Below are 26,266 nucleotides of genomic sequence, written 5' to 3'. Positions count from 1 at the left end.
GAGAATATGCCTGTTAGGGCACATCATAGTGATAACATCATTTTCATCATTTATTGCTGATTCATATGATCATTGAAATTTTTTACCACTAATTGTTCTAATAGACGTACAAAAGTCATCCCATTCTGCTGGGAACATGTTACTGCCATTTTTTCTTTTATTACACTTTTTATAGATGATTTCTACTTCCCATTGTGTGCCATCTAACACATCAGGATCATCATATCTTCTTTTCCAATTAAGCAAATCCACCATTTTCAAATCGCTTATAAATAGTGAAAGGTTTGACTGTGACAATTGTTTTTCTATCAATTCATTCTCTAAACTGTGTTTCCACACTAACGTTCTATCTTGAAAATCGACTGTCACTTCACAATAACCACCAAAGAACCCACCGGCAGATGTTCGTAATCCTATGATTTCATTATATGCTGCATCGAGTGCTTCCTTAGCAGTCCACTTTTGGCCACATGTATTACAATGATACTGCGGACTATCTTCTTGTTCCTTTAGAGCTCCAACTGATGGGGAACTATAAATTATTTTTTCAACATCAGGTGAACCGCAATTAAGACACTTTTTATAACTAATAACCATTATGACACCACCTGATTCACTTTCTACCTGCAAAATTTTCTTCACACTTTGTAATTCTTTTTAATTACCTATTCTAATTTAGACATATAAGTAACAGCAAAGTTAAACATTACTTCTCAATCTTCTTTATTGGAAATACCTACATTGTTTAAAAAATAGCTCGCTCTACTTTTTTCCCCCTTATCAAATCCTTCCAGTTAAATTCCGTTTTAAATATTTCTTCAATTTTAATTTTCTTTCCATGTGATTTATAATTTTTTTATTAATCCACCCTAAAACTCAAAACACTCTACATGATGTACTTATGCTATTTCTCGAATAAAAAAAATACACTGATAACCGCTTATAACTATAGGTTTGAGACCCCTTCTGTCAAGTCAAGTTACAATCAGATGATTAGGCTATCTTCAGGTAAATAATATAATTTTCCCTCTTTAACTATTACTTTAACATCTTGTTGAAATAAATCATTTTTTTCTATTTTGTTCATGTTTTCACCCTGAGCAATTTGATTAGTTATAATGCCAACAGTTTCATTTGAAACTGTTTTGAAGTTATAGCTTTCATTTACTAATCCAGGTAGATTATAAATAACTTTATTTAATTTAACCCGTTTTCTACGATTTCTATCAATATCAATACCTAATTCATTTATCTGATTAGAATGCCATTCTTTTAATTTCCTTTGGGCTACTTTTACCTGTTTTGAATATTGACTAGGCAATGCATTACATATCTCTCGTGATACAGAACCAAGGTTTAAGGCATGATTCAAGTCAGCAATTTTGTATAAGACATCCAAAAGTGTATTTTGATAAACAATCCACTTTTGTAATTCTATCAATTCCTTTTCATACTGTTCAAAGTTTAGCTTTCGTTTTTTGAAAAACCATCAATGGTCAAATTAGCTTGTCCCAACAATTCAATACACATCTGCTCCCTATTATCAAGATTGGACAGTTCACGTATTTTCAATTCCTCATTTTCGAGTATATCTACTTGAAAATGAGCCGTCTTTTGGACCTGAGTCACTAGGGCAAAAACCTTGCTTCTGTATTCATTATCTTGAAAATCAACAATTTTAGTAATACCATTGTTTATTTCTTTTAGTTCAGCATTAATTTGTTCCATATAATATTGTCCAACAACCATTGCCCCAACACTCATCACAGCATTGGTAACATTAACTCGCGTCATTTTATCAGCAATAGAATTTGCTGGCATCCAATTTGCATTACCTTTAATTCTCCCAGCAATCCTGTGTGAACCTCTAACTGCTCCAGCCATATCACGTGATTTATTAAGTACTGACCCTTTTGGAATTATCGCTTGATAAAGTTCACCACCCGTTTTAACAGCGTCTTTATATTGTTTTGCACTGCCTACATTTGTTAACACCTTTAGTGATTCTGGAACAAGATTAGTAAAATGATTGATTACCCTTTTATCTTTTATTTCTACTAGTCTTACATCATCAACATTCAGTGTGTCGGGAATCAATTCAAATTGTATTTGCTGTGTGGATAATGAATTATATGAAATGACTATTTTATTACCTTCAGTATCATGCATTTCACTTTCGGCAGCTTTGAGATGATCTTTCACCTTTTTAAATATTAATATAGCAGCTAGTAGTGCAATAACTGTTAAACAAATAATTAATATTTCCATACCAATTCACTCCTTTCAGATGTAACCAAGATATCCTCTAAAACCTCATCACACTTTAACCATACTTACTTTTCCACCCTATACATCAATACCACACACTCCACATGTTTTGAGATGAGGGGATAGCTATCAAATAAAACTTACCAAAATATTCTTCTATCAGAAGTCATATGCGGGAATATATCCACTGTAGGCTTAGGTATGTGGGAACATATCCAAGATGACGTCTAGACAAAGTGTTTTAATAACATGCTAAGATACGTGTGGTCTTTCGAATTAATTATGCGTTCTTTAAGTATTTTCAATATGTTGTTACGCATATATTTATTTTCAGATATCTTCATAAGCAAATCATCTGAATAGCGTTTGAGCCACACTGGATCAAACTTGGCATAGTCAAAGCCATCGGGGTCAATAAACATATCGTATTCGTCTACTACACCTTTGTATTCTTCTAGTTCTTTGTTTTTCAGCTCTCCCATAAAAAACTGTGATGCTAATTCTACCAAATAATCGCCAGTTGTGAGTACAGTTACCCCTTTTTCTGTATTGCTTTTTATTTCTGAAATTCTATCTGACACATAACTAACTACAATGCTATCATATTCTGTAATGCTATTAATATCATTTGCTCTTAGACAATCAATTACATCTTTTATATTTGATATATTCTTGTTGTCAAATAAATACTTTCTTGATTCTGGTGTTAATATTTTTGATAATTTATATAAATAATCAATCTCCTTTGTTGATTCTTTATTTATCGCAATAGCATATTTTGATAAGTTCTCTGAAACATAATTGGGGTAATACTGATGGATTAGCAAAGCAAAATTGTGTGAAAAGAGATTATTTGAGGTCATTTCAGAATAATCAATATCTATGCGATTTCGAGCTTCTTTTAGTAAGAAACTTTCAATTAATTGAATAGCTTCTTCAGGCAAACTATTGTTTCTAGTTAATCTCTCACACCATAGGTATTTCTGCCCGTTATCAAGCTCTCTATTAGGTATCAAATAAATAATTGCCTTTATCAATTTTGTTATGCATTGAGGAGATAAAGATACATACTTTGCGAAGTAAACAGCAGATTTAATTTCATTAATAAAGAAATTATAAAAAAGGATATTCATACGTAATGTATCTTCTGTGTAATGATCTTCCATCTCACGGACAAGCCTTAATAAGTATTCTTCAATTTTATCTACTTCCTTAAAAGATATTCTACTAATATCACATGCTCTTTCAATATATTTAATATCATCCACATTGAATGTTTTTGCAATAATTATAAAATCGAAATAATCAATATAGAACCCAGAGCGGTTAATCATTTCTAAAAACCCAAAATTATCTACATCCCGGGTTAAATCGTATTCCGCTTTTTCAAATTGCAATATTATCGCACTCTTAACATACTTTTTAAATTCACCAAAAGATGTACTCCATAAATGATTATCAAATAGAAATCTTATAGTTTCGTAAACTCTTAACATTATTTCATTTTCAGATGTTAATCCAAATGATACAGAGCCTTTGTTTATTGCGTTTCTTACTTTATTTGTTAATTCGAACAGTTTAACAGTATCGTCATATAAGAATTTACTATCACCTAAAAACTCCAATATCCTGTAGTCATCTTGAAATTCATTTGGCATACTTAAAAATAAATCATTTAGATTAAAATTCTTTAATTCACTTTCTATCTGCTCTATAAACTGCTGAGAAAATGGTTGATAATGAACTCCATATGTTAATATACCAATTGTATCCATGTGTCTCTTGGTTTGTTTTATTGATTGATACAGGTGATATCGATTAATTTGGGACAAATAGTAAATCCATAGATTATTACTTTCAATAGTACGAGATATTATTTTTGAATATAATTTATATGATTCTTCCCATTCTCCTAAACACGCTAAGTAAAAAGCTTTCTTGTAATGGAATTCAGCACCATCTTTATCTGAATCTATTGATTGATCCACCTCATCAAAGTTTGCATGGAAAATTGGATTTGTTACGCTATTTATTATGCTAATGCTTTTTGTTTCAATTTCATTAGCCATTCCTAAGATATTATTTTTTGAGAAAAATTCTAAAATTGCATTATATTTTTCACGTGTGTCTTCATTAATCCCTTCATTTGATTTGATCTGTATGTTATAAAACCTTTCCATATAACCTTCACCAGTTGAACTATTACTTATAATTGAGCCATCTACATTAAAGAAATAATCATTATCAAAAACATATTTCAAATCAGTTTTCCTTATGCTTTTTAAAGCAAATAAAGGTTGAACCTTTTTATAAAGTAACTCAATAATTTCACTATCTTCCAAACTTACAGTATTATTTCTATAATCAACTAAAACATCCATAACAGCATTGTAACGCTTTAAATATTCATCACCTTTCGATTTTATCAGAGATGCTGAATCAATTATTCTTAATCCCTTATTCTTAAAATACTTTGCATCGCTATCTTTGATAGGTTCTTGATCAGTGCGAATGAAGAAAGGTTTGTTATAACCATCTTTCTGTAATTGTTTTACCCAGTTGAGCAGTAAATTTATATTGTAGTCACCTAACCCATAACCAATAAATACTATTGTATGAGTTGCCATTATTGTCTTCATCAAATTACTTATTAAAGGATAGTTCTGGTCATAGCTCATATAATCGCTTTCCTTTAAAACCACATTATCCGCATTAAAACCACGACTAAAATCCCCATGTACCTTTACTAAATATCGGGATGAAGTAGCGCCAGAAACGTCCTTTTCAGCACTAATTTTTGTGTAATACTTTCCTCTTTGCCAACATGTCTTTTCTAATAGATCATCATAGTTTGTTGTTATTATATGAGCTGGATTCAAAGATAATATTTTATAATGGACTGAATTTGGTTTCTTTTGTACATCAAATATTTCCTTTAAAATTTTATCATACTGATCCTTTTCGTGTTCTTCCAATACATCGTAGAATATTTGCGGTATTCGTAAGTAATCGTCTGATGTTAATACACCTTCTCGTTCTTTTCCATATAGTCTTTTATAGAAAACATCAACTAGCTCTGCCCATCTCGGATAACCTGACAGGGTAGAGACTCCTGCTCCTACAAAAAATACAAGTTTACCTTGCCTTGAGGCTTTATTTATTTCATCTATGTATTGTTTCATTTTCATAAGCACACCACCCTAAGTTAATTAAATTTAAGTTATTCATCCGATAATGCTGTCATACTATTTGTCACCAAAAGCATACCGTTTTACCGCATCAAAGCCACTTATACTCATCATCCTCCTCAGCATAATTAATACCAAATAATCTCTGGAACTTATTGAAGTTATATGGGTATGAGTTATCTCCATCAAACCTTACTGTTTTATGACCATTGCTGTATTCAAATTCTAGCTCCCACTGAGTTCCATCAAGTACTATGTATCCGAATCGCTTAGCTGTATAATGTCTTCGCCACTCACCGATGTGAAGTTCCTTAAGTACCGCAATGATAGTATCCTTTATAAATGGCTCCTTGTTATCATTCAACAATACAAGTGGGTCTTCATCCTCCCATAATTTTGTATAGGCTTTCAATCCATTTGTTAGTTCTACAACATAGCTCCGGTAGCCACCAAAGAAGCCTCCGATGCTAAAGGTAATTTTGCAGATTGCATCTATATTCGCATCAAAGTCAGCAGCTTTTTGTTCTGATTTTGATAAGGTATAAGTTCCATCAGCCTCGGCATAGGCTTGTCTGGCTCTTTCTAGGTATTCACGAGTCCAGTGAAGTCGTGTATCTTCACTCGGATGCACGATTTCTTTAATGCCATATTCCGGGTCTTCCATTGTATTTTTGAGGCGGCCTATTTCTTGCTTAAGCCCCCGAATCGTGGTCATTATCTGTTCTCTAGTCTTCCCTTTAAGGTACTCTTCATAGTAACTTTCCGGACTAATCATCATATTAAGCCGCCTTCTTCACTCGTTACCCGTCTTTATTTCATCACCATCAGGTAAAATAAATACCTGCTCAAACTTGACGCCAAACACATCAGCGATGGCCTTCAATTTATCCAAGGATACTGTCTCCCGCTTTAATTTCTTGTTGAAATTCTGTGGAGTTTGACCAATACGTCTAGCAAGTTCGGAAACGCTTATATTCATTCGCTCACACAGATCTTTAATCATTTCTGCCGTAGTCATACAGCACCTCCAAGTTTACGCTACCAATATTATAAACCATTTGGTTGATAATATTGGTAGTTATAAAAAAATATTATAATCAATAGGAAAAAGAAAACCCACAACTCTACAGTAGAGTTGTGGGCTACTTACATCTCTTTTTTATATTTCCATTTCAATTCCAGATTTAAAGGCTATGATGAAGTGGTCTTCATAGACTGTCACGTTCTGGATTAACTTCCTCACAAGCTTATCATCATATTCTAGAGTACGGAATTTGTACTTTCTGATAAATTCTATCAACTCATTGATTCGTTCATTCTCACCACTGAGGGAGGCATCTTCTACTAAAAGATTCTGACGCTTGTCTCGCAGTTCATCAATCTTATCTGCTAGGTATTCATATTCTTGACCCTTATTAGCCACCTTGATTAGTTCTTTTTGTTTTTCTTCAAGCAAGGTATTAATCTCTGAAATTTGATACTCTGTGCTGTCACCGATTACTGCATGGATGTTCTCTTCCAGTGTTTTTATCATGTTATTGCCGCCAGCAAGTACTTTATTAATTGCGATCATCACAGCTTCATATAGCTCTTCTTCCTTTACAGTTCTGTTCTTACATGTTTCAGGACCCTGTTCGATTCTTGTCAAGCATCGCCAGACGAATTCTTTTCTACCGTGAATATTCCAGTAAACTTTTCTGTAAATATCGCTACAGTTGCTTATTTTCTATATTTCAGTATTCTCTGTCTCCTTTTGTATCATATATTCTTCACGAATTTGAGACAGAGTTTTGCCAGTTTCTTTGTGCACAGCAAAAACATAAGTCTGAACGCTAGACCATCCATAGATTTCTTTTAACCATGCCTGCATCGACTTTTCTTCACCATTGACCATTACATTACCATTTGATAGAAGCCTTCCTTCATCTTCTCTACCTTTAGCAACAATGACGTCTCCTTCTTTAACAACGCCCCATTCAAGCATTAAGTCAATTTTAGGCAGTGATCTCCGTGTGATTTTCTTATCTCCAGTTACTGTTGTGACAGCCGACTTGTCCATCAAGTTCACATAATAATCATCGTAATTAGTAACCGGAAGTAGCTTTTCTACATAGAAAAATATATCTTCATTCAGCCTGTACGGAGTTAATCTATAGCAACTCATGTCAACATTATTACTATTAAGCCACGCAACTGCCGACAATGTCTGCTCATCAAAATCAGACGCCACCAAGATGATCCTTTGCTTTTCATTAAAGTTCTTCTGTGCATCATTCACCCGAAGGAACTCATTTAACTTACGAATACCAAGTTCAAATGAGGTTAACTCTCCCGGTTCAAACTCACTTCTATATTTTTCAATGTATGGAGCGTAAACTTTTTTCACTAAATTATCGATTTTATCTATTGTTGCATAACTAGCTGCATATCTTATTGCTTGAAATTCAAAAGCTTCTTTGCGATGTTCAATATCTTTTCGGTCCCTCTTAATTTCAATTAGTACAATATTTCCGTTGTTATCGACTGCGGTCAAATCACTTCTTCCATTCTTCTCATTTCTGACTTGTCTACCGACAATGAGCATAGATTCTTCTTCATCACAGATCATATCAATACTGTTTCTTAAAACTTCCTCTATATCATTTTCAGTCATATTCAGTTCTGAAAAAGTGACCGGCTCAATCCTTGCAGCTTGTTTCCTCTTAATACTGTACATATCTCAACCTCCCTAAAGTTCCATTTCATTCAGTAATTCCCTAAGTTTTTTAAGCTCTTCTGCACTTAAGGTTACACCCTTGCCCATTTTCTCATGTTCTGGTGCCCAATCTCTGATGTCATATTTGGGTTCCCTGTCATTCCAGCTGATTAAATTCAGTTCCTTTGACCATCCTTTATTGTTTTCGGATAGAGCACCCACAGTTTCTTTGATTTCGTATTTTATATCTGCCATCTAAAATCAATCCTTTCATCAGTCAATTGTAAATTCCCTAGGTTCTTCTGCAACTCTGTCTGACCAAATAACTTCTTCATACACATTTCCAGCCATTTTCTCCGCTTGTCGCATGACGATCATCATCGCCTTTAATGCTTGATTTGGTGGATAATCATACTTCCTAAGAAGCCTTTTAATCACCCGTCTCATGCTCGCTCGTGCGCTTTTACGAACACTCCAATCAATTGTGATATTGTCTCGTATAGCTAAAGTTAATTCATGAGCGATTTTCTTAAGCGTTTCATCTTCCATGAGTTCTTTTACGATATCATCTGCGGTTAGTGCATCATAAAAAGCGATTTCATCGTCACTTAGACCCAGTTCTGCCTCTTCCTCACGCATTTTTTTAATGTCATGGGCCATTCGTATAAGCTCTTCAATGACTTCAGCATTTGTAAGTGCTTGATTTCGATACTTGTTTAGAGCCTTCGTCAGCCTTTCAGAGAATTTTTCCGATTTTACAAGGTTTCGTTTTTCCATGGTTTTGATGTTGCCTTCTAATAGTTTCTTCAGCATTTCCACTGCTAAGTTTTTCTGCTTCATTTCCTGAACTTCTTTTAAGAACTCTTCAGAGAGGATGGAGATCTCCGGTCTTTTGATTCCCATTACATCAAAAACATCAATCACATCTTCTGAAATGATAGATCGTTCCAACATTTGATGGAGTCTTGCTTCAATTTCTCTTTTTGATAACGGTATTTTGTCCTTTTCTTTTAGTTTAACAAGGCTGGCTTTCACTGCTTTAAAATAGCTGACTTCAAGAGCCTTTTCTTTCCCCTTATCCGTTGCAGCACATAGAGCATGGGCCTTACCTAGTTCCAGAGCTGTCTTTTTAAATTCCTTTTGGTCCTCTTCTTTCTTCCCAAGAATAAAGTCCATACCACCTACAATGGTACGCATTCTTTCTACTTGAGAATTACCCATATACTTCGAGTAGTCGTACCCATGCATCATGTTACTTAAAATTTCCAGTTTTTCAAGCATAACAGCAACAGCGACGTCCGTATCAATACCAGTATTTTGACGATCCGTATTGGTGTATTGTTTTAGTGCGCTCTTTAAGCTTTCTAAAATCCCGATATAGTCAACTACAACACCGCCAGATTTTTCCTTAAAGACGCGATTCACTCTTGCAATGGCTTGCATCAAGTTATGTCCCTTCATCGGCTTATCGATATACATAGTATGCATAGAGGGAACATCAAAACCGGTAAGCCACATATCTCTCACAATGACTATTTTAAGTTCATCACTATTATCTTTCATCCGTTTCGCAAGCAAGTCTCTTCGCTGTTTACCGCCTAAATGTTTCTGAATCTTTTCATTATCTGCTGCGCTACCAGTCATAACAACTTTGATTTTCCCTTTATCAATATCATCATGATGCCAATCAGGTCTCAGTGCTGTTATCGCCTCATAAAGATCAACACAGATTCTGCGACTCATGCAGACAACCATAGCCTTGCCATCGATACTCTTCGCTTTTTCTTCGTAGTGATTTACTATATCTTCGGCAAGCTTTTTGACTCTGTTTGGAGAACCCACAATGGATTCCATTCTGGACCATTTGGCTCTATTTTTATCCTTCTCAAATTCTTCTTGACCTTCTGTGATTTCTTCAAATTCATCATCAATTTTTGTCAGCTCTTCTTCATCTGTTTCAAGTTTAATGATACGGTTTTCATAATAAATTCGAACCGTTGCCTCATCTTCTACCGCCTGGGTCATGTCATATGTATCAATGGTATGCCCAAATATGGCTACCGTCGATCGATCTTCCAGATCAATCGGTGTCCCTGTAAAACCTATAAAAGAGGCATTGGGTAGTGCATCTCTGAGGTATTTCGCATAGCCATAGTTCACTTCACCGGTTTTAGCATCTACTTTGGCCTCTAATCCATATTGGCTTCTGTGGGCTTCATCAGCAATGATGATGACATTCTTACGGTCTGAGAGTACTGGCATCTCGCCATCTTCTGGTTTGAATTTTTGAATGGTCGTAAAGATAATTCCACCGGACTCTCGATCATTCAAAAGATCATACAGTCCATTTACTTCAGTGCTATTTCCGTTAGCATAATTCGTTCTCTGGCTATCTGAAAGTTTTCGTACCGTTGCCTGTTTTGGTGTCTGACGCAGAATATCTTTTGATTTGGTGAAGGTTGTAAAGAGCTGATCATCCAGGTCATTTCTATCGGTTATAACCACGATGGTTGGATTGTTCAGTTCTCGCACAAGGCCCCCGGTATAGAACACCATAGAGAAACTCTTCCCAGAACCTTGGGTATGCCAAACAACACCGATTTTGCGATCGCCGTCTTCTTTTGTCGCTTCTTTTGTTTTTTCAATGGCTTTCTTAACAGCAAAGTACTGATGATAGGCTGCCAAGATTTTTATGATGGATTTTTTATCCCCTATTTTCTTGCCTTCAAAATCCTTCTCCGCTTCTTTCGACTCCTGGAAAAGAATGAAGTTTTGAATAATATCTAATAATCTTTCCCTTTGGAACATGCCACCCAACAGCACTTCATACTGAGGCTCAGATAAAGGTGCGATATTTTCCCCATCAACGGTTCTCCAGTTCATAAACCACTCTTCATTGGAAGTAATGGTTCCAGCTTTGGCATTGATTCCATCTGAGATTACACAAAAAGCATTGTAATTAAACAGCGAAGGAATATCTCTCTTATAAGTCTGTATCTGATTATAGGCACCCTCTATCCCTACATTTTCATCGCTGGCAGACTTTAACTCAATGACCACAAGAGGAAGGCCATTCACAAAGACGATAAGATCCGGTCTTCTTTCTTCATTTTCTATAATAGTAAATTGATTGACAACCACAAATTCATTATTACTAATATTTTCAAAATCTATAATATGGGCTCTTTTGGTGCGAATGTTTCCACCTTCATTAAAAGATACCTCTATCCCTTCTGTCATTAACTGATGAAAATAGCGATTGTTTTCTTCCAGCATGGGACTATTGAATGTAATCAGTTGACGATAGGCATCATCCAGTGCTTCCCTTGGAAGATCTCGATTAATCTTAAAGAGTGCGTCTTTCACTCTAGATGATAGGATTACCTCACGATAATCTTTTCGCTCTTCATAATCTCCACCTAAAGAAATGTCTGGACCAAAGGCATACTCATAGCCAAGACTTTCTAAAATTTCAATCGCTGCTTCTTCCAGCATCGCTTCTGTAAAAATTCCATTCACACTACTCATCACTACCACCTCCCAGACAATCTATCATTTCGATTCGCATTTCCAATGCAGTCATTTGATTTATTTCTATTGTTTTATTGATCACCCCGCACCTCCACTTCTCCATTCATCTAACTAATTTTGAATAAATAATTATTTGAACAGCTTTTTAAGCGTCTTGAATACATCAAAAGATGTCCGATTATATACTTTGTTGTACACTGCTTTTTTAGGATTTCTAAGAAACCCATATCCCCGCGGCATCTTAATCCCTGCTCGGTGGGCTACCTGTCTTTTAATACTGGTTCTTGCAGAGATTCTTCTCTTTAAGCTTGGCTTTCGGAATCCAAATTTCATGATGCATCACCTTGTTCATCGAGAGGAACTCTGATTTCGCCGGACATGAGTTTGGGGAGAAGTGAATCTCTAGCCGCTTTTAAAATTGCATTCTCTTGTTCTCGAGCAATAAAAGTATCACTTATATCACTCAAAAGATCGTCGATTTTTTTTTGTAATGATATATCGTTAGGTAATGCTATCATTAGCCTATACGCATACTCTTTATCTGTATGAGGTATTGCAGATCCAGTAGTATGAGTTTTTATATCGTTTTCAAAATATTTAAGCGCGTAAAATAAGAACTTCTTTGAAATTTTCTTACTTATTAACTCAAGTTTGGCTAAAGTTGAGGCCACAACTCCTTTTTGCCCAAAATATAAAGCACCTGAACTTGCACCATCCATTACCATTAAAACATCTTCACTATCGGCCTCAACAACTTTTTCTTTTGAACAAAATAAAACAGAATTTCGATTTAACACATCTATTGTTAGATACTTTTCTGAATTTTCAAATTTACATTCTTCTATTATTTTTGGTTTTTTTCCCTTAATAAACTTAAATAAATCTCTAAACTGAACAACTTCCCACCCCTTAGGAATCATCCCAAGCTCGCTTTCAACCATTTCTCCACCACTGGACTTATAAGGTTCGCCATCTTCATTGGGAAATTCAAAATCCACGAACCATTGCTTGAAAATTGCCTGCGCCATATTCTCAAGGGTTTTGTTGATTTGGTTGTTGACTTCTATTTTGTCGTCAAGACTGGATAAAGTTGATACTATCCCATCTTGCTCATTTAGAGGCGGAACGGGAATCTTAATATCTTGAACACCGTAAATTGGTAGTTTAGGCTGCGAAGTACCAACAATTTTACTTTTTATCTCATTTTGACCTGATTTAGTTATCAAATAATAGTAAATAAACTCTGGTTTAACACTTTTCAAATCTATTAGTTTAACGCAATTTTCTGTCAGACTGGCTTTATTTAAACTTTTACCTATTAAAGAAACTAGTCCAATTGTATTTCCAACTATTGCTAAAATTATGTCTCCTGAATCTACAATATATCTTTTTATCAATTCAAACGTTTGATCGTCAACATATTCTAATTCACCATTTTCTTCAATATACTTATGCTGATACATATCTCTTATACGTATATATGGATGGTTAGTTTTATTTGTCGTCAAATTTCTTCCTTTAGGTAATCTCTTACCGCCTTTTACAGTACAAAGGTCACCAATTTTTTGCTCTCTCCACTCACTAAAACTCATACCCAATCCCTCCTAGATTCTTTCTGATCTCTTCTTCTAGCTTTCGGGATTTAGTAAATAGTTCCGCTAACTCTGCTGTCATACTCTCCATTTTTTCATCGAACGGGATACCATCATCTTCCACATCCTCAATTCCTACATATCTTCCAGGGGTTAGGACATATTCATGTTCTCTGAGGTCTTCAATGGTAGCTGACTTGCAGAATCCCTTGATGTCTTCATATTCTCCACCGATATTTCGCCATTCATGATAAGTTTCCGTAATCTTGCCAATATCTTCCTCCGTTAGCTCTCTATGTCTTCTATCAATCATTTCTCCCAGTTGTCGTGCATCGATAAAAAGGACTTCATATTCTCTTGATCTGAACTTCGGATTATCCTTTTTGTTTCTGTTCAGAATCCATAGTGATACCGGAATACCTGTGGAATAGAACAGTTTATCTGGAAGAGCGACAATGGCATCGACCATATCTTCTTCTAACAAATTCTTTCGAATTTCACCTTCGTTTGAAGTGTTCGTGCTTAGTGAACCATTCGCAAGCACAATTCCTGCTACTCCATTTGGTGCCAAATGATAAGCCATATGCTGAAGCCACGCATAGTTTGCATTTCCTTGTGGTGGAATACCAAACTTCCATCTCACATCATCTGTCAGTTGATTACCACCCCAATCACTAATATTAAAAGGTGGATTGGCAAGGATATAGTCTGCTTTTAATGTCTTATGAAGATCGTGATGGAAGGTATCATCGTGGTGTGGTCCTAGATTGGCATCCAATCCTCTAATCGCCAAGTTCATTTTGCAAAGTTTCCATGTCGTTGAGTTCATTTCCTGACCATAGATAGATAGATTTTCAACCCTTCCCTGATGGTCCTCTACAAACTTCTCACTCTGTACAAACATACCACCTGATCCACAACAAGGATCATAGACTCTACCTTGGTAGGGTTCAATCATATCAACTAAAGTCTTTACTACACTAGTAGGCGTATAGAATTCTCCACCGCCTTTTCCTTCCACACTGGCAAACTGGCCAAGGAAATATTCATACACTCTACCTAGTAAGTCCTTTTCTCCATTTTGATGAAGCTTGATGGTTGAAATTAAGTCAATCAGTTCTCCCAGCCTTCTTTTATCAATTTCTGGTCTTGCATAACGCTTATCCAGTACACCCTTTAGGGATGGATTCTCTTTTTCTATCAGTATCATGGCATCATCAATAAACTGCCCAATTTTGGGATCTTTTGCATTATCCTTGATAAAAGACCATCTTGCTTCCTTTGGAACCCAGAAGATATTCTCTGCTTCATATTCATCCCGATCCTCTTCAAAACCTGCACCTTCCTCAACCAAAGCATCAAACTTTGTTTCAAATTTATCGGATATGTACTTCAGGAAGATAAGCCCCAGTACCACGTGTTTATATTCACTAGCATCCATACTGCCTCTTAATTTATCAGCCGCTTTCCAAAGTGTCTCTTCAAATCCAATGTTTCCTGTGTTCTCAGTCATTAATATTACCTCCAAATGTTTAATAGTTATGATCATCAAAGACTTCAAATATTTCACCTTCAAAGCCTTCTTGTTCTGGTTCGCTGCTTACCCAATCAGGTAAGACTTCGTAATAGTGAGCCAATGCTTCAACCGTTTTGTGTAGAACAGATTCATGCTGTACTTTTTCAAGTAGTTCTACGATGAGTTTATAGGTCTCTAAGTATGGATTATTATCTACTATATCCATTGCATCCTTAAATCTTGATACCAGCTTGGCCTTTGCTATATCTCGCTCTATTGCATTCATTTCTTCTTTATCGTAAATGGGAACTTCAACAAGATCATTCATCTCTCCCAAAGAAAACTGCTGTTCATGTTTTTCGATCACAGGCTTAAGTTCTTTTTTCAGCTTTTCCTTCTGAATCTCCAATTGATCTATTTCTGTAAGCTCACGTCCAAAGTAGGACTGATCAATTCCAAAAAGTTCTTCTAAAATCGGTAGATATTTTTTTGGAATGTTCTGTCGCCCTTTCACCCACATGTTTATATTTTGTTTTTTTATGCCAAGTTTTTCTGCAAGTTCTATATGTTGAAGATTATAGAGGTTTAAAATATATTCTAATCCTATCAAGTTCTCACCTCCTGGTGCAGGGCAATGTTCCAATCTAATATTTATTATAATTCATTTTATTGACTGGGTCAATATACAATGTAATTGTTTTCTAATTTTTTGACAATCATTCTATCCACTCACCACGTTATTGACAGTATTCTTATCAACTCACCACATCAATATCCTAATTATCTGCTCAACCTTGTAACCTGCCTATCTTGGATAAGTTCCCACATAATAAAAAACCGTGATTATCCTCCTGGCATACAACCAGATTTCAAATCACGGAAAGTGCTTATTTACACATGTTTCTATACTCTTACTTCTCTACCCTTGATAGCAATACTACCGTCTCAACATGAGCGGTATGTGGAAACTGGTCGACTGGCTGAACGGTTACCAATTCATAACCAAAATCATTTAACCATCTCAGATCTTCAGCTAAACTTTTGGGACTACAGGAAATGTAAATAATTTTATTAGTACCCAGACGACCAATGCTACGCATTACTTTTCCACCAGCTCCGCTTCTGGGTGGATCTAGTATCAATAGATCTGGTTGTCCCCATGTTTCTTTCAGCTTTCTTAAGCCGATACGGGCATCGCTTGCCATAAAGTACGTATTATACAAATGATTGTCTGTAGCATTACGTCTAGCCGACAGGATGGACTTTTCGACAAGTTCAATTCCGGCTAGTTCCTTGCTTCGTTTGGCAAAAGGTAAACTAAAAGTACCTACCCCACAAAATAAATCCAATACTCTCATATCCGCATTGACATCTGCCATCTGCAAGGCCAAATCCACCAGTTTCTCTGCTTGGACAGGATTTGCTTGAAAGAATGTATCTGGCCAGATACGATATTTAAAACCATTTAATTCATCATGGATATAATCACGACCATGTAGAATATGTGTTGCATCTGTTTGGATTCGCTCTACTGCTGCTGCATGCTCCACCCATTGCAGACTGACCAACTGTTCAAACTGTGAAGTTAAACGCTGGACTAAATCATGTACGGCTTCCGGGAAAACTTCGGGCGTTTTCTTTGCATATACAACCACCATCAGTTCCCCAGTCGCAAACGAAGTACGTAGCAACAAGTTTCGCAGTATACCACTCTGTGTTGTTTTGTCATAACCTGGTATTTGGTAATCCTTCTGCCACTGGCTGATTACATGTTTCATGTCTACCATTATTTCAGGTGCCAAAATCGAATCTTCTAAGTCAATGACTTTACGAAAATCTCCCTGTTTCGTCATGCCCAGTTCACCGTTTGGCCCAAATGTAAGCTCCATTTTATTACGGTAACGAGTAGGCTTATTCATTCCAATAATTGGTTTAACTAGTGAGTCGTCAAAGCCTGCTTCTTTTAGATACCCTTTTACCAGGTCCATTTTGTAAGCTAACTGGTCAGTATAATGCATGTATTGAAGGGGGACACCACCCGAAACAGACGTATGGGTTGGGACTTCGAGATTTCGTGTTGGCCCTGGCTTCAGTAGTTTGTCGTAATCAACCACTGCTTTACGACGTCCTTTTGCATTTTCAATCGTTACCCTTACTTCATCACCGGGTACGACATTCTTTACAAAAATATTTAGTGTCTTCCCATTCGAACCTCGAGTAGGTGGATGAATATGACCCACATAGCCATACCCCCGTGAATCCAGGTGTTCAATAGTTACATCTAATACTTCTGTTGGATAAATCTCTTTTTTCATTTATTCGCCTCCACTGGTAAAAATTTAGACTTAAAGGCTTCTTAAGGGTCCATTAAAAATTGATTGATGCCTTTATTACCACTTCTATTTTTCCATATAATTTCATTATAAAGCATTTATAGTTGAAAATGTATCGTGAAGAAAAAATTGATGAGTGATAATGATCTCCAAATAAAAAAGGCTAGTCTAAGTCCAGTAAAATACCGAACTCAAACCAGCCTATTCGCTGTATGATTAAAACTCTAACTTTTAAAGGGTACTACCATAGGAAGTTTTTTATACTCCCTATTATTTATTAAAAATTTTTGGACCTTTACGCATAAACTTCGCATCATTTTTTGGTGTATCAACATTTTTTGATTTACCACCAGATTGTTTGTTTTTGATCAGCTCTAACATCTTTTCTTTTTTGTTCATCTTTCATTCCACCTTTATTGACTTGCACTATATACTATAAAATTTAGTCAGGTCATAGTATATACTATTTTTATAAAAAATGCATCTTTTCAAATTATATTTTGAAGGATAAAGGTACTTTCTTCTAACCGTTGTAGAACAGTCAACTCATCCAGTTTCCCCATGAATATCCATATCTCAAAAAATGATTGTCTTTATATATCAATTCAATCTTTTGATTAAAATTCTGTGGTACCATTCTTAATTATTTATTGACTTCAGGTGTTGAAAGAATGATAGCGAGCAAAAAGAATAATTCTTTATACTGGCTAGTATTATATTTTTAGCATTCACCATATACCACTTATTCCCTCCTATACTCTGGTAGAGAATGCCTATATTATTATCTTCGGAGATATTGAAATAATCCAGCGTTTCCGATACAATTCACCTTCCAGTTCCAGAAATATATTAGAGGATGGAATCTAATTGGTCTCTTCCAAATAAGCTTGAACAGCTTGATTTCTTTCTACAACGTGATTTTTCAAAGTTTGGACTGCTGCATCAAAAGATTGATTGGATTGAATATAGCTATACCCTGTTTCTTCAGCATAAGCATATTCTTTAATCATTTCATAATAGGTTTCATACGCTTCAATCATTTTTCCCTCTGTAAATACTTCCTCGCTAAATTGTTCCACATAAGTACTATAAATCTCTTGATATTCAGGTACGTCTATTAAATAAGCAATCAGGGACCATTGACTATCGACTTCTTCTAATGACAAGCTTAAGGCACCACGGTTTCCCTTGCCTTCTTTCAACGCTTCATTATTGTCCCAAGGTATCCAATCAAATGTGCCGGTTTCTGGATTATTATAGAGATAGTAATTGTGAGTCATGTTGCCATACGTATCCCAATTTTGTATGACTGTATTAGCTGCTAGCCATTTTAAAAACTCATCGACATTCAATATGTCTTCTAATTCCGATTTCCAAGCTTCCGAATCACTTATTCGAAGCTCACTGTTTATCACTTTATATAGAGTTGAAACATCGGAATAGTCGGCTTCTTCTTCATTACTTTTTTCTCCATTTCTTCATCGTTGTAGCTTCCCTCAGCAAAAGAAGCAGCTGTTCCATCCGGTTTATAGAGGTTTCCTGAATCATCACTATATTGGCTTTCGATGACTGTATCATCAACTTCTTCAACCAAGGTATAGAGACCATAAAACTGACTGCCTTCTCCATAATCCACATAGACTGCTGCAAAACTTGTGCTTGCTACAGGAATTCCAAATTCATCAAATAAATCTGCACTTACTTTCTCTCGCATCAAGGATTCATCTGCATAGTTATTATTGAGATTTAATTGTTTGAAACCATAAAATCTCTGGTTTTCAATTTCCAAATACTCATCTTCAAATTCATCAAAGTCTAATTTAAAAGAAAGTTTATTATTTCCCGAACTGACTGACGAAGAGAGACTGGAGTTCCCTTTAAATCGAATTCCTACATGATCCCAAGTGTTATCATCTACTGTAATTGTCGATTCAACCCAGATAGGGTCATAATCATTTTCCGATTCTAACTCTATTTGATTATTCGCAGGTGGCGCTCCTTGGAATCCGGACCTGCCACCTGGTTGTTCACCTGGTTCTTCAATGTTTCCGACTATATTTTCCTGTAAATCATTTTGCATTGCTTCCCAATCTTCCGGAGCAATCGTAATATTAAATTCCATGACATCAGATTGATTAAAAACAGTATCATAATCAGGATCTACTTGATTACTATGTGTTTCCTCACTCCAATTTGTTGTTTTTGCTACACTGCTAGTCTCTTCACTACTGCTTTCTACTTGTTCCATCTCTTTTGTGTCACCTTCGGTTATTGCCGTTTGACATCCTGTCAAAAACATTGCTGTTAATAGGAATCCTGTCATTCGTTTATTCATTACCTGTCACTCCCTTTTTTTCAATTTATGTATCTATCTTTTTTTACAATTCATTTGCAAAACTAGATGGTTTTGCCACAGTGATTTCAAGATTTGCATTACGGCATCTTAATGCATCCATAAACTCTTTCTCTTTTTTTACATCTATAAGTACCAAATCGTAAGTAAGTTTAAAGAGACTACCCATATTGCTTGTTTTAATACTAATTAACTCAGCATTATCAGTATATTCTACAAATAAATCATTAAAAACAGTTGTGTAATCTAAATCTTCAGGTATGGTAATTTTCATCAATCTTTGTGTTTTTTTACCTTCCCCAAAGTCACTTGCTGTGTAGAGTAATCCCACGCCATTTACAATGATAGTAAAGGCAATGGCATAACCGATATAACCCATACCCGTTGCAAGACCTGTTCCCATAGCTAAAAATATGGCACCGATTTCCTTAGCTGTTCCTGGTATTGATCTGAATCTTACCAAGCTAAATGTCCCCGCAACTGCCACACCTGTCCCCAAATTACCATTTACCATCATTATGATTACTGCAACGACAGCTGGTAAAGTCGCTAAGGTCACAACAAAACTTTTTGAATATCTATTTTTATAGGTATAAGCAATTGCTATAAACAATCCTAATATTAGCGCCGTCCCCATACAGATTATAAAATTTGATAAGGTAACAGCAGCTACCTCTGTACTATCCAAAACACCAGTAAATAAATTATTAAGTGACATTCGTCACACCTCTTCTTTCTTTTCACTTTTTTTATAGTTGAGTATTTTCTAAACGTTTCGGTAACAACATATTTAAATAGGTATTTCCATATTTGGAAAAGGATGTTTTATATAAATGATTCTCATTAAGAAAATTGCGTAACCATATAGGTACACCAAAGACTGTTTTCACTTCCAAAATAACTTTGTCTTTTGGCAATACGAATTCACCGTAAACACCCGCATTCAGGCTAATATCGTAATCTCGAGCCAGAATTTTTTCATCAAATGTCATTCTGAAGTCTCTATCTTCTTTACTATAAAAGGCTTCACGGTCATAGGATAAAAATATCGATGGTTCAATATTTTTGTAGAAATTCATTAAATAATCGATTTCGGCCGAAATTTGATTATGCTTTTTCAGAGGCTTGCCTTCTATTAAATAACTTCTAGCTACCTTTTCCTTCAAATTAATTCTACGTTTGTAGACGATACCTTTATATTTCTTTTTAATTTCTATGAAAACCTTACTATCCGGATTTGCAACACCATAACTTCTTACCCTTAGTTTTTCTCTATAAACTGGTTTCTCCAGTGATCTTCGGACTAATAATTTGTCAGGCGTGTCAAAGTAGATGTTACAAATTGTATTTTTTCCGAAGGGATCAGAAATCATATGTTTTTCCATAGCCTGTAACAAGGATTCCTTTTCTTCTTGTGTCAGAATGTATTTTAATTCATAGCGCTTAAAAACATTTTGATAGCCCATATCCTTTACTCCTTTCAAATCAATATATCTACTTGTTAAAGCTAGTATAGGTTCCCTAATTAAAATGAACTTAAAGTCTTTTAAAAATATTTGATAGAACATAAAAATACTCCCCCTGTTCTCTAAGGGGGAGCATTTTCTTATCTTATTTATCTTAAAGTTGAATGGTAAAAATCATTCTCTTCCCATCCAAGCTTTCAGCAGTTATTTTTCCTTTATGCTTTAGTACGATAGCTTTTGCGATAGATAAACCAATTCCATAGCCTTCTAACTGACTATTTCTAGATAAATCCTCTCTATAAAACCGCTCAAAAAGCATATCATAATTTTGGATCCTTAAATTTTCTGATTTGTTTATTGTCTGTATAACATATTTTTTTCCTTGTCTCTTTAAACTTATTAATATAGGTTCATTTTTTAATCCATATTTTAATGCATTATCTAGTAATATGGATACAAGCTGTCGAATGGAGTCTTCATTCCCATCATAGTTGATCTCTTTTTCAACTCTTATTATAAGCTCTTTCCCTTTCATCAGACCCATTTCTAAGAATGCTTCAGCTGTTTCTTCTACTACTTGAGATAAGGAAAAGTCATTCTTGATGAGTTGATTTTTTTCTTCATCCATTCTCGTAAGTGACACCAGACTTTCGATAAGTTTAGACAATCGATGCACTTGATTATGAATACTCTTTGTCCACTGACTCTCGCCAGAGCTCATCTCAATCACTTCTGCATTTGTACTAATAATCGTCAGGGGGGTCTTGAGTTCATGGCTGGCATCGGTAATAAATTGTTTTTGTTTTTCATAGCTTTCTGCGATTGGTGCGATTGCCTTTTTAGAAAAGATTAGTATGATTAAAAAGACCATAAAAATCGCAATACTACCAATAATAATACTGTTTTCCAAAAAGGAGTAGAAAATTTCTAATTCTCTATCAAGACTTACAAAGATAAGCAAAGAGCCGTAGTCTTTCGTTACAACATTATATTTAAATTCATCTGCCAGACCACTCTTTTTTCCACTCTTTAAAATACTATCCGCATAGGCGATGGCATTTTCTCTAGAGACAGAGGCAATTTTATCAGTATTCACTTCCATTACTTGTTTCTGGTCATCGATTTTTATAGTAAAAAAACGGGTGTAAAAGGGCACTTCTGGTGATACTCTAGGCGGTAAATCAGGTTTGACAGCCTGTACTTCTGGTTCAGGGAAATTACCATCATTTTCTGCAAGTATCCTTAGAATAATTTCAGAATTTTTGCCTATTTGTGAATAGTTGAATGCATTACTAAAGAGTCCAATCATAAGAATAACTACAAAAACGGCGCTCACAGAAATGACAATAAACTTTCTACGTAACATTTCTACCATCATTGTTCCTCCAGAGAATAGCCTATATTTCTCCGCGCTTTTATTTCAACGAAAGATCCAATCGTATTTAATTTTTTCCTCAGGGATGATATACATACCCAGACGACATTTATTTCCGAATCACTATCATACCCCCAAATTTTTTCCATAAAACGATCTGTTGGAATCACATTTTGAGGATTGACCATTAACATTTCCAGCACCTGGAACTCTTTATTTGAAAGTTTCGTTGTATCTTTGTCCGATTTCAACTCATAGGTTAAACGATCTAAAATCACATTGGCAAAACTGATTTGAGAATCTGTCATTTCACCCTGTCTTCTTGTGATAGCACGAACGCGTGCAACCAACTCTTTTGTGACGAATGGCTTCGTTAAGTAATCGTCTGCACCAGTATCCAGTCCCAAAACTTTATCATCAATTTCAGATTTTGCTGTTAAAAGAAGGACGGGTACTTTATTTCCTTTGCTCCGTATTTCTTTAAGTACTGATATTCCATCGACTTTAGGCATCATGATATCTAGTATGACACCATCATAATTTTCACTTTCTAAATAACTTAAAGCTTCTTCACCATCATAAACAGCATCTACAGAATAATTATGAAACTTTAAGATAGCTACAAGAGCATCCGAAAGCTCTTTTTCATCTTCACAAAGTAATAAACGCATCATCTTACCTCCTTATGTATATATTATCTATACTAGCTTACTTACTTAAGTTCGAGTTAAACTTTATTTTAATTTAGGTACGTCTATAGCTTAGGAATTGGTACTCAGAAAGTAAAGTAAAAAAATTTCCACAAAATCTTTCACTATCAAAGAGAAAATCGATAGTACGATCATTTCATCAGTACTCCCTATACTTATATCTTTCTCTATTAGCAATAAGATCAAAAGGGTTGATTATCTTCTTTAAATATTTCGCTCTTCTTTCTAACCAAATAATATAACATTTCAAGACATTTACTACTATTTTTAAAGCTCTATTCTGACATAAAAATGTATAGGGAAAAAATAGTGAAGTTATGGAAATTTTAACTAACCAAACTATAAAGAAAATCTAAAAACATATATATGACCTATACCATTCATAGTTTTTCAGCTATTCAAGTATTGGTTCACAAATCAATATCATTCAAAGATAATGAAAAGAAGGAAATTATGAAAGCAATCGAAATAGTCGCCAAAAGCTTTTTGTTAGTTACCAGATAAGTTCTATAGTAAAATATAGAGATAATGCGTTTATGGAAATATTTAATTGGAGAAGTGATTTCATGGAAAAACTAAAGAAAAAGAGATACATCAGCTTTGCACTAATCGTCATCCTCGTTTCAAGCATCGTCACGCTCTTTATCCTCACAAAGAACGGGAAAATCGAACGGTTAACTTTTGCCGAAGAAACGAATACGGAAGCTAGTCTCGGATCATTGAGTGAACTGAAGGAAGCACTGGTTGCTTATCCAGAACTGTATCAGGCAGCTTTTGAAGAGGACGATATTGAATCGGAAGAGAATTTTTTTATCATCCCGGGAATGGATGCCACCTCGACGATGCAGCATAACCACAAAAAAGTCGATATCTGTACCACAATGACTCCACAAGGTCTGGCAGTGAATGACGATTATTTGTTCATTTCGGCTTATTGTCAAACCAAGAAACACAATTCCGTCATCTACATGATGGAAAAAAGAAGTGGTTCCTTAATCAAAGAAATCGTGCTTGATGGTATTCCGCATGTCGGCGGACTCGCCTATGATCATAGTCATAATCTACTTTGGATCACTTCAGAAAAAGAGGACACCGCGCAAGTTATTACGCTATCATTGACTGACATCGAGTCTTATGATTTTTCAGACTCCCCAGAACCTATTGCCTACACTGACAGCATCGATCTACCAAATATCAAGCGCGCTTCCACAATTACAGTCCACGAGAATGACCTCTATGTGGCTTATTTCAATGATGATAGTGAGAGCGTCATGCACCGCTACCTAATCTCTACGAAAAATAATACAGATGGAAAACTAGTCACGACGCTCGATACCGGAAAAAGTACGAAAGAAGCTTATCCAGATGACGTAGACAAGATTAGTAAAGAAATTCAAGGTCTGGCTTTTTATCAAGAAAAGCTGTTGTTATCCCGTTCTGCTGGACGCAAAAAAGATTCTACCCTACTTTCCTTCAATCGCTTGAAAGAAAACGAAGATTTCACCGATAAGAACATTAGCACCAAAATCACGATGCCGTCTTATCTTGAACAGATTGCCGTGGACGGAGAGCAACTCTACCTGCTCTTTGAATCCGGGGCCTATCCGTATCGTGACCACGGTAATCCAAGTATCGATCGCGTAATCCGAGTGAAAATCGATACGCTATTTGCGGAATGATCCCACGGCCTCGAAAAATGGAGCTAGCTATATAAAAAAAGGAAGATTTCGTTTGTTTCGAGGCTCTCTTTCTTTTTTCGGATCGTTAATTAATGGTGTCAGTGAATCAACTTGATTCACTGACACCATTTTATTTTTTTACATACAAAAAGGCACCCGAGGTTTTTCTCGCTGACGTCCTTTATAAAAACGAATCATTCCGAAAAGGAACATACAAGAAGTATCCATATAGTGAGATCGAGATGATATCCCACGAAAATCCTTGGCATGCCAGACGCCACTAGAAGTATTTTTGAATTACCTACTAGGTGAAGCTACTTTGCCTAGCTTAAATTGATAAAGCAAAATATTAAAAATGTTAATGCTTAGTTTCTTTTGAAAGCTCCGTACGATACCGTATCTGTTAGCAAATCAATATTCAGTCACGGATTCAGTCACAACAAAAAAAGACACCTTCCAACAAGTTGGAAAGTGCCTTGAACATTAAAATAGATTGGTACTCAGTTTCTTGCGAAACCTCCGTCCCATACTGTGTCCGGTAGCGAATAAATTCGCAACGGCTCCAGCAATTAGCGTTTTGAAAATTGGCTAGCTTTACGAGCTTTTTTAAGACCTGGTTTTTTACGTTCAACCATACGTGGGTCACGTGTTAGAAGTCCAGCTTCTTTAAGTGGTCCGCGGAAGTCAGGATCTACTTGCAACAATGCGCGAGAGATACCATGACGAGCTGCTCCAGCTTGTCCAGTGAATCCACCACCATTTACGTTTACATATACGTCATAGCTTCCTAGAGTATCTGTAATGTTCAATGGTTGTTTGATTACTTCGTACAAGTATGGGAATGGAATATATTCTTCCATCTCTTTTTTGTTAAAAATGAATTTTCCTGTACCGGGTACCAAACGTACGCGGGCAGTTGAATTTTTACGACGGCCAGTGCCGGTGTATTGTGCTTGTTCCATATGAATTCCCTCCTTAAATTAGGTTAGTGATGTCTAAAACTTCTGGTTTTTGTGCAGCATGTGGGTGAATATCTTCACCGTATACATGTAGTTTAGTGAATTGTTTTGCTCCAAGAGAGTTCTTAGGAAGCATTCCTTTGATAGAATATTCCAATAGTCTTCTAGAGTTCTTTTCACGTAATTCACCAGCAGAGACTTGTTTTAGTCCACCAATGTAACCACTGTGGCGAGAATAGATCTTGTCACTTGCTTTTTTACCTGTTAGTTTTATTTTATCAGCGTTAATTACAATTACAGAATCACCTGTATCTACGTGTGGAGTAAAAGTTGGTTTATTTTTTCCACGTAGGATTGTTGCTGCAACAGTTGATAGACGTCCCAAAGGGATATCAGTTGCGTCGATTACAAACCATTTGTTTTCGTTTTCGTTGGCTTTAGCCATATATGTTGTACGCACGTTGTTTCCTCCATCTTCTAATCTGAATGTTTGAACCATCTTGAGTTTCCGGGGCTCATTAGTGGTGGCAAACAATACCGTCTAATATCTTACGACATCCAAAGCCATTTGTCAATTAAATCATTTGAAAAAAATCTCATT

The 26,266-nt window shown here is 35.6% G+C and carries 22 protein-coding genes and 2 pseudogenes; 1 reads left to right on the top strand and 23 read right to left on the bottom strand.

Going from position 1 to position 26,266, the window contains the following annotated elements:
* Nucleotides 1–69: 69 nt before the first annotated feature.
* The 21 genes and pseudogenes from LZ578_RS03860 to LZ578_RS03765 form a co-directional block, all read right to left on the bottom strand.
* Nucleotides 70–597, bottom strand: coding sequence for a hypothetical protein (locus LZ578_RS03860; RefSeq protein WP_235146018.1), 528 nt, complete (start codon nucleotides 595–597; stop codon nucleotides 70–72).
* 388 nt (nucleotides 598–985) lie between these two features.
* Complete coding sequence (locus tag LZ578_RS03855; RefSeq protein WP_235146017.1) at nucleotides 986–1,441, bottom strand: hypothetical protein; 456 nt, start codon at nucleotides 1,439–1,441, stop codon at nucleotides 986–988.
* A 23-nt stretch (nucleotides 1,442–1,464) separates the two neighbouring features.
* Nucleotides 1,465–2,268 carry a hypothetical protein gene (locus LZ578_RS03850; protein WP_235146016.1) on the bottom strand — a complete coding sequence of 268 codons (804 nt, stop codon included), beginning with the start codon at nucleotides 2,266–2,268 and terminating at the stop codon, nucleotides 1,465–1,467.
* 227 nt (nucleotides 2,269–2,495) lie between these two features.
* A complete protein-coding gene (locus LZ578_RS03845; protein ID WP_235146015.1) occupies nucleotides 2,496–5,456 on the bottom strand; it encodes an SIR2 family protein in 2,961 nt (986 codons plus the stop codon).
* A gap of 91 nt (nucleotides 5,457–5,547) precedes the next feature.
* The gene (locus LZ578_RS03840; protein WP_235146014.1) at nucleotides 5,548–6,234 is read right to left on the bottom strand and encodes a hypothetical protein; all 687 of its coding nucleotides are present in this window, start codon (nucleotides 6,232–6,234) and stop codon (nucleotides 5,548–5,550) included.
* A gap of 15 nt (nucleotides 6,235–6,249) precedes the next feature.
* Nucleotides 6,250–6,474, bottom strand: coding sequence for a helix-turn-helix transcriptional regulator (locus tag LZ578_RS03835; RefSeq protein ID WP_235146013.1), 225 nt, complete (start codon nucleotides 6,472–6,474; stop codon nucleotides 6,250–6,252).
* 141 nt (nucleotides 6,475–6,615) lie between these two features.
* Nucleotides 6,616–7,173 (bottom strand): annotated as a pseudogene (locus LZ578_RS03830) (zinc ribbon domain-containing protein); the annotation flags it as partial.
* Between the two features lie 9 nt (nucleotides 7,174–7,182).
* Nucleotides 7,183–8,172 (bottom strand): hypothetical protein, encoded by a 990-nt coding sequence (locus tag LZ578_RS03825; RefSeq protein ID WP_235146012.1) that lies wholly within the window; start codon nucleotides 8,170–8,172, stop codon nucleotides 7,183–7,185.
* Between the two features lie 12 nt (nucleotides 8,173–8,184).
* Nucleotides 8,185–8,406, bottom strand: coding sequence for a YdbC family protein (locus tag LZ578_RS03820; protein ID WP_235146011.1), 222 nt, complete (start codon nucleotides 8,404–8,406; stop codon nucleotides 8,185–8,187).
* Nucleotides 8,407–8,424: 18 nt separating this feature from the next.
* The gene (locus LZ578_RS03815; protein WP_235146010.1) at nucleotides 8,425–11,679 is read right to left on the bottom strand and encodes a type I restriction endonuclease subunit R; all 3,255 of its coding nucleotides are present in this window, start codon (nucleotides 11,677–11,679) and stop codon (nucleotides 8,425–8,427) included.
* 132 nt (nucleotides 11,680–11,811) lie between these two features.
* Nucleotides 11,812–12,015 carry a hypothetical protein gene (locus LZ578_RS03810; RefSeq protein ID WP_235146009.1) on the bottom strand — a complete coding sequence of 68 codons (204 nt, stop codon included), beginning with the start codon at nucleotides 12,013–12,015 and terminating at the stop codon, nucleotides 11,812–11,814.
* Nucleotides 12,012–13,274, bottom strand: a complete 1,263-nt coding sequence (locus LZ578_RS03805; protein ID WP_235146008.1) for a restriction endonuclease subunit S — start codon at nucleotides 13,272–13,274, stop codon at nucleotides 12,012–12,014. The genes LZ578_RS03810 and LZ578_RS03805 overlap by 4 nt, the downstream gene beginning before the upstream one ends.
* On the bottom strand, nucleotides 13,264–14,787 hold the full coding sequence (locus LZ578_RS03800; protein ID WP_235146007.1) for a class I SAM-dependent DNA methyltransferase: 1,524 nt from the start codon (nucleotides 14,785–14,787) through the stop codon (nucleotides 13,264–13,266). The genes LZ578_RS03805 and LZ578_RS03800 overlap by 11 nt, the downstream gene beginning before the upstream one ends.
* Before the next feature lie 19 nt (nucleotides 14,788–14,806).
* Nucleotides 14,807–15,400 carry a helix-turn-helix domain-containing protein gene (locus LZ578_RS03795; RefSeq protein ID WP_235146006.1) on the bottom strand — a complete coding sequence of 198 codons (594 nt, stop codon included), beginning with the start codon at nucleotides 15,398–15,400 and terminating at the stop codon, nucleotides 14,807–14,809.
* 301 nt (nucleotides 15,401–15,701) lie between these two features.
* Nucleotides 15,702–17,105 carry a 23S rRNA (uracil(1939)-C(5))-methyltransferase RlmD gene (gene rlmD / locus LZ578_RS03790; protein WP_235146005.1) on the bottom strand — a complete coding sequence of 468 codons (1,404 nt, stop codon included), beginning with the start codon at nucleotides 17,103–17,105 and terminating at the stop codon, nucleotides 15,702–15,704.
* 288 nt (nucleotides 17,106–17,393) lie between these two features.
* Nucleotides 17,394–17,522: a hypothetical protein gene (locus LZ578_RS12420; RefSeq protein ID WP_255763932.1), complete on the bottom strand. Its 129-nt coding sequence runs from the start codon at nucleotides 17,520–17,522 to the stop codon at nucleotides 17,394–17,396.
* A gap of 464 nt (nucleotides 17,523–17,986) precedes the next feature.
* A pseudogene (locus LZ578_RS03785) lies at nucleotides 17,987–19,203 on the bottom strand (CotH kinase family protein).
* 298 nt (nucleotides 19,204–19,501) lie between these two features.
* Nucleotides 19,502–20,194, bottom strand: a complete 693-nt coding sequence (locus LZ578_RS03780) for a DUF4956 domain-containing protein (protein WP_235146004.1) — start codon at nucleotides 20,192–20,194, stop codon at nucleotides 19,502–19,504.
* A gap of 31 nt (nucleotides 20,195–20,225) precedes the next feature.
* A complete protein-coding gene (locus tag LZ578_RS03775; RefSeq protein WP_235146003.1) occupies nucleotides 20,226–21,044 on the bottom strand; it encodes a polyphosphate polymerase domain-containing protein in 819 nt (272 codons plus the stop codon).
* A gap of 52 nt (nucleotides 21,045–21,096) precedes the next feature.
* On the bottom strand, nucleotides 21,097–22,320 hold the full coding sequence (locus tag LZ578_RS03770) for a cell wall metabolism sensor histidine kinase WalK (protein WP_235146002.1): 1,224 nt from the start codon (nucleotides 22,318–22,320) through the stop codon (nucleotides 21,097–21,099).
* Complete coding sequence (locus LZ578_RS03765; RefSeq protein WP_235146001.1) at nucleotides 22,317–22,991, bottom strand: response regulator transcription factor; 675 nt, start codon at nucleotides 22,989–22,991, stop codon at nucleotides 22,317–22,319. The genes LZ578_RS03770 and LZ578_RS03765 overlap by 4 nt, the downstream gene beginning before the upstream one ends.
* 602 nt (nucleotides 22,992–23,593) lie before the next feature.
* Here LZ578_RS03765 and LZ578_RS03760 point away from each other — a divergent pair.
* Nucleotides 23,594–24,706: a YncE family protein gene (locus LZ578_RS03760; RefSeq protein ID WP_235146000.1), complete on the top strand. Its 1,113-nt coding sequence runs from the start codon at nucleotides 23,594–23,596 to the stop codon at nucleotides 24,704–24,706.
* A 569-nt stretch (nucleotides 24,707–25,275) separates the two neighbouring features.
* Here LZ578_RS03760 and rpsI read toward each other — a convergent pair.
* Both rpsI and rplM read right to left on the bottom strand, forming a co-directional pair.
* Entirely contained in the window at nucleotides 25,276–25,668 is a 393-nt protein-coding gene (rpsI, locus tag LZ578_RS03755) for a 30S ribosomal protein S9 (protein WP_235145999.1), read from the bottom strand.
* 13 nt (nucleotides 25,669–25,681) lie between these two features.
* Complete coding sequence (gene rplM / locus LZ578_RS03750; protein ID WP_235145998.1) at nucleotides 25,682–26,125, bottom strand: 50S ribosomal protein L13; 444 nt, start codon at nucleotides 26,123–26,125, stop codon at nucleotides 25,682–25,684.
* Nucleotides 26,126–26,266: the final 141 nt, after the last annotated feature.

The sequence above is a fragment of the Jeotgalibaca sp. MA1X17-3 genome (genome assembly GCF_021513155.1).
Classification (GTDB): Bacteria; Bacillota; Bacilli; order Lactobacillales; family Aerococcaceae; genus Jeotgalibaca.
The sequence above is the reverse complement of the archived record's forward strand: the minus strand, read 5'-3'. Positions and strand labels throughout refer to the sequence as shown.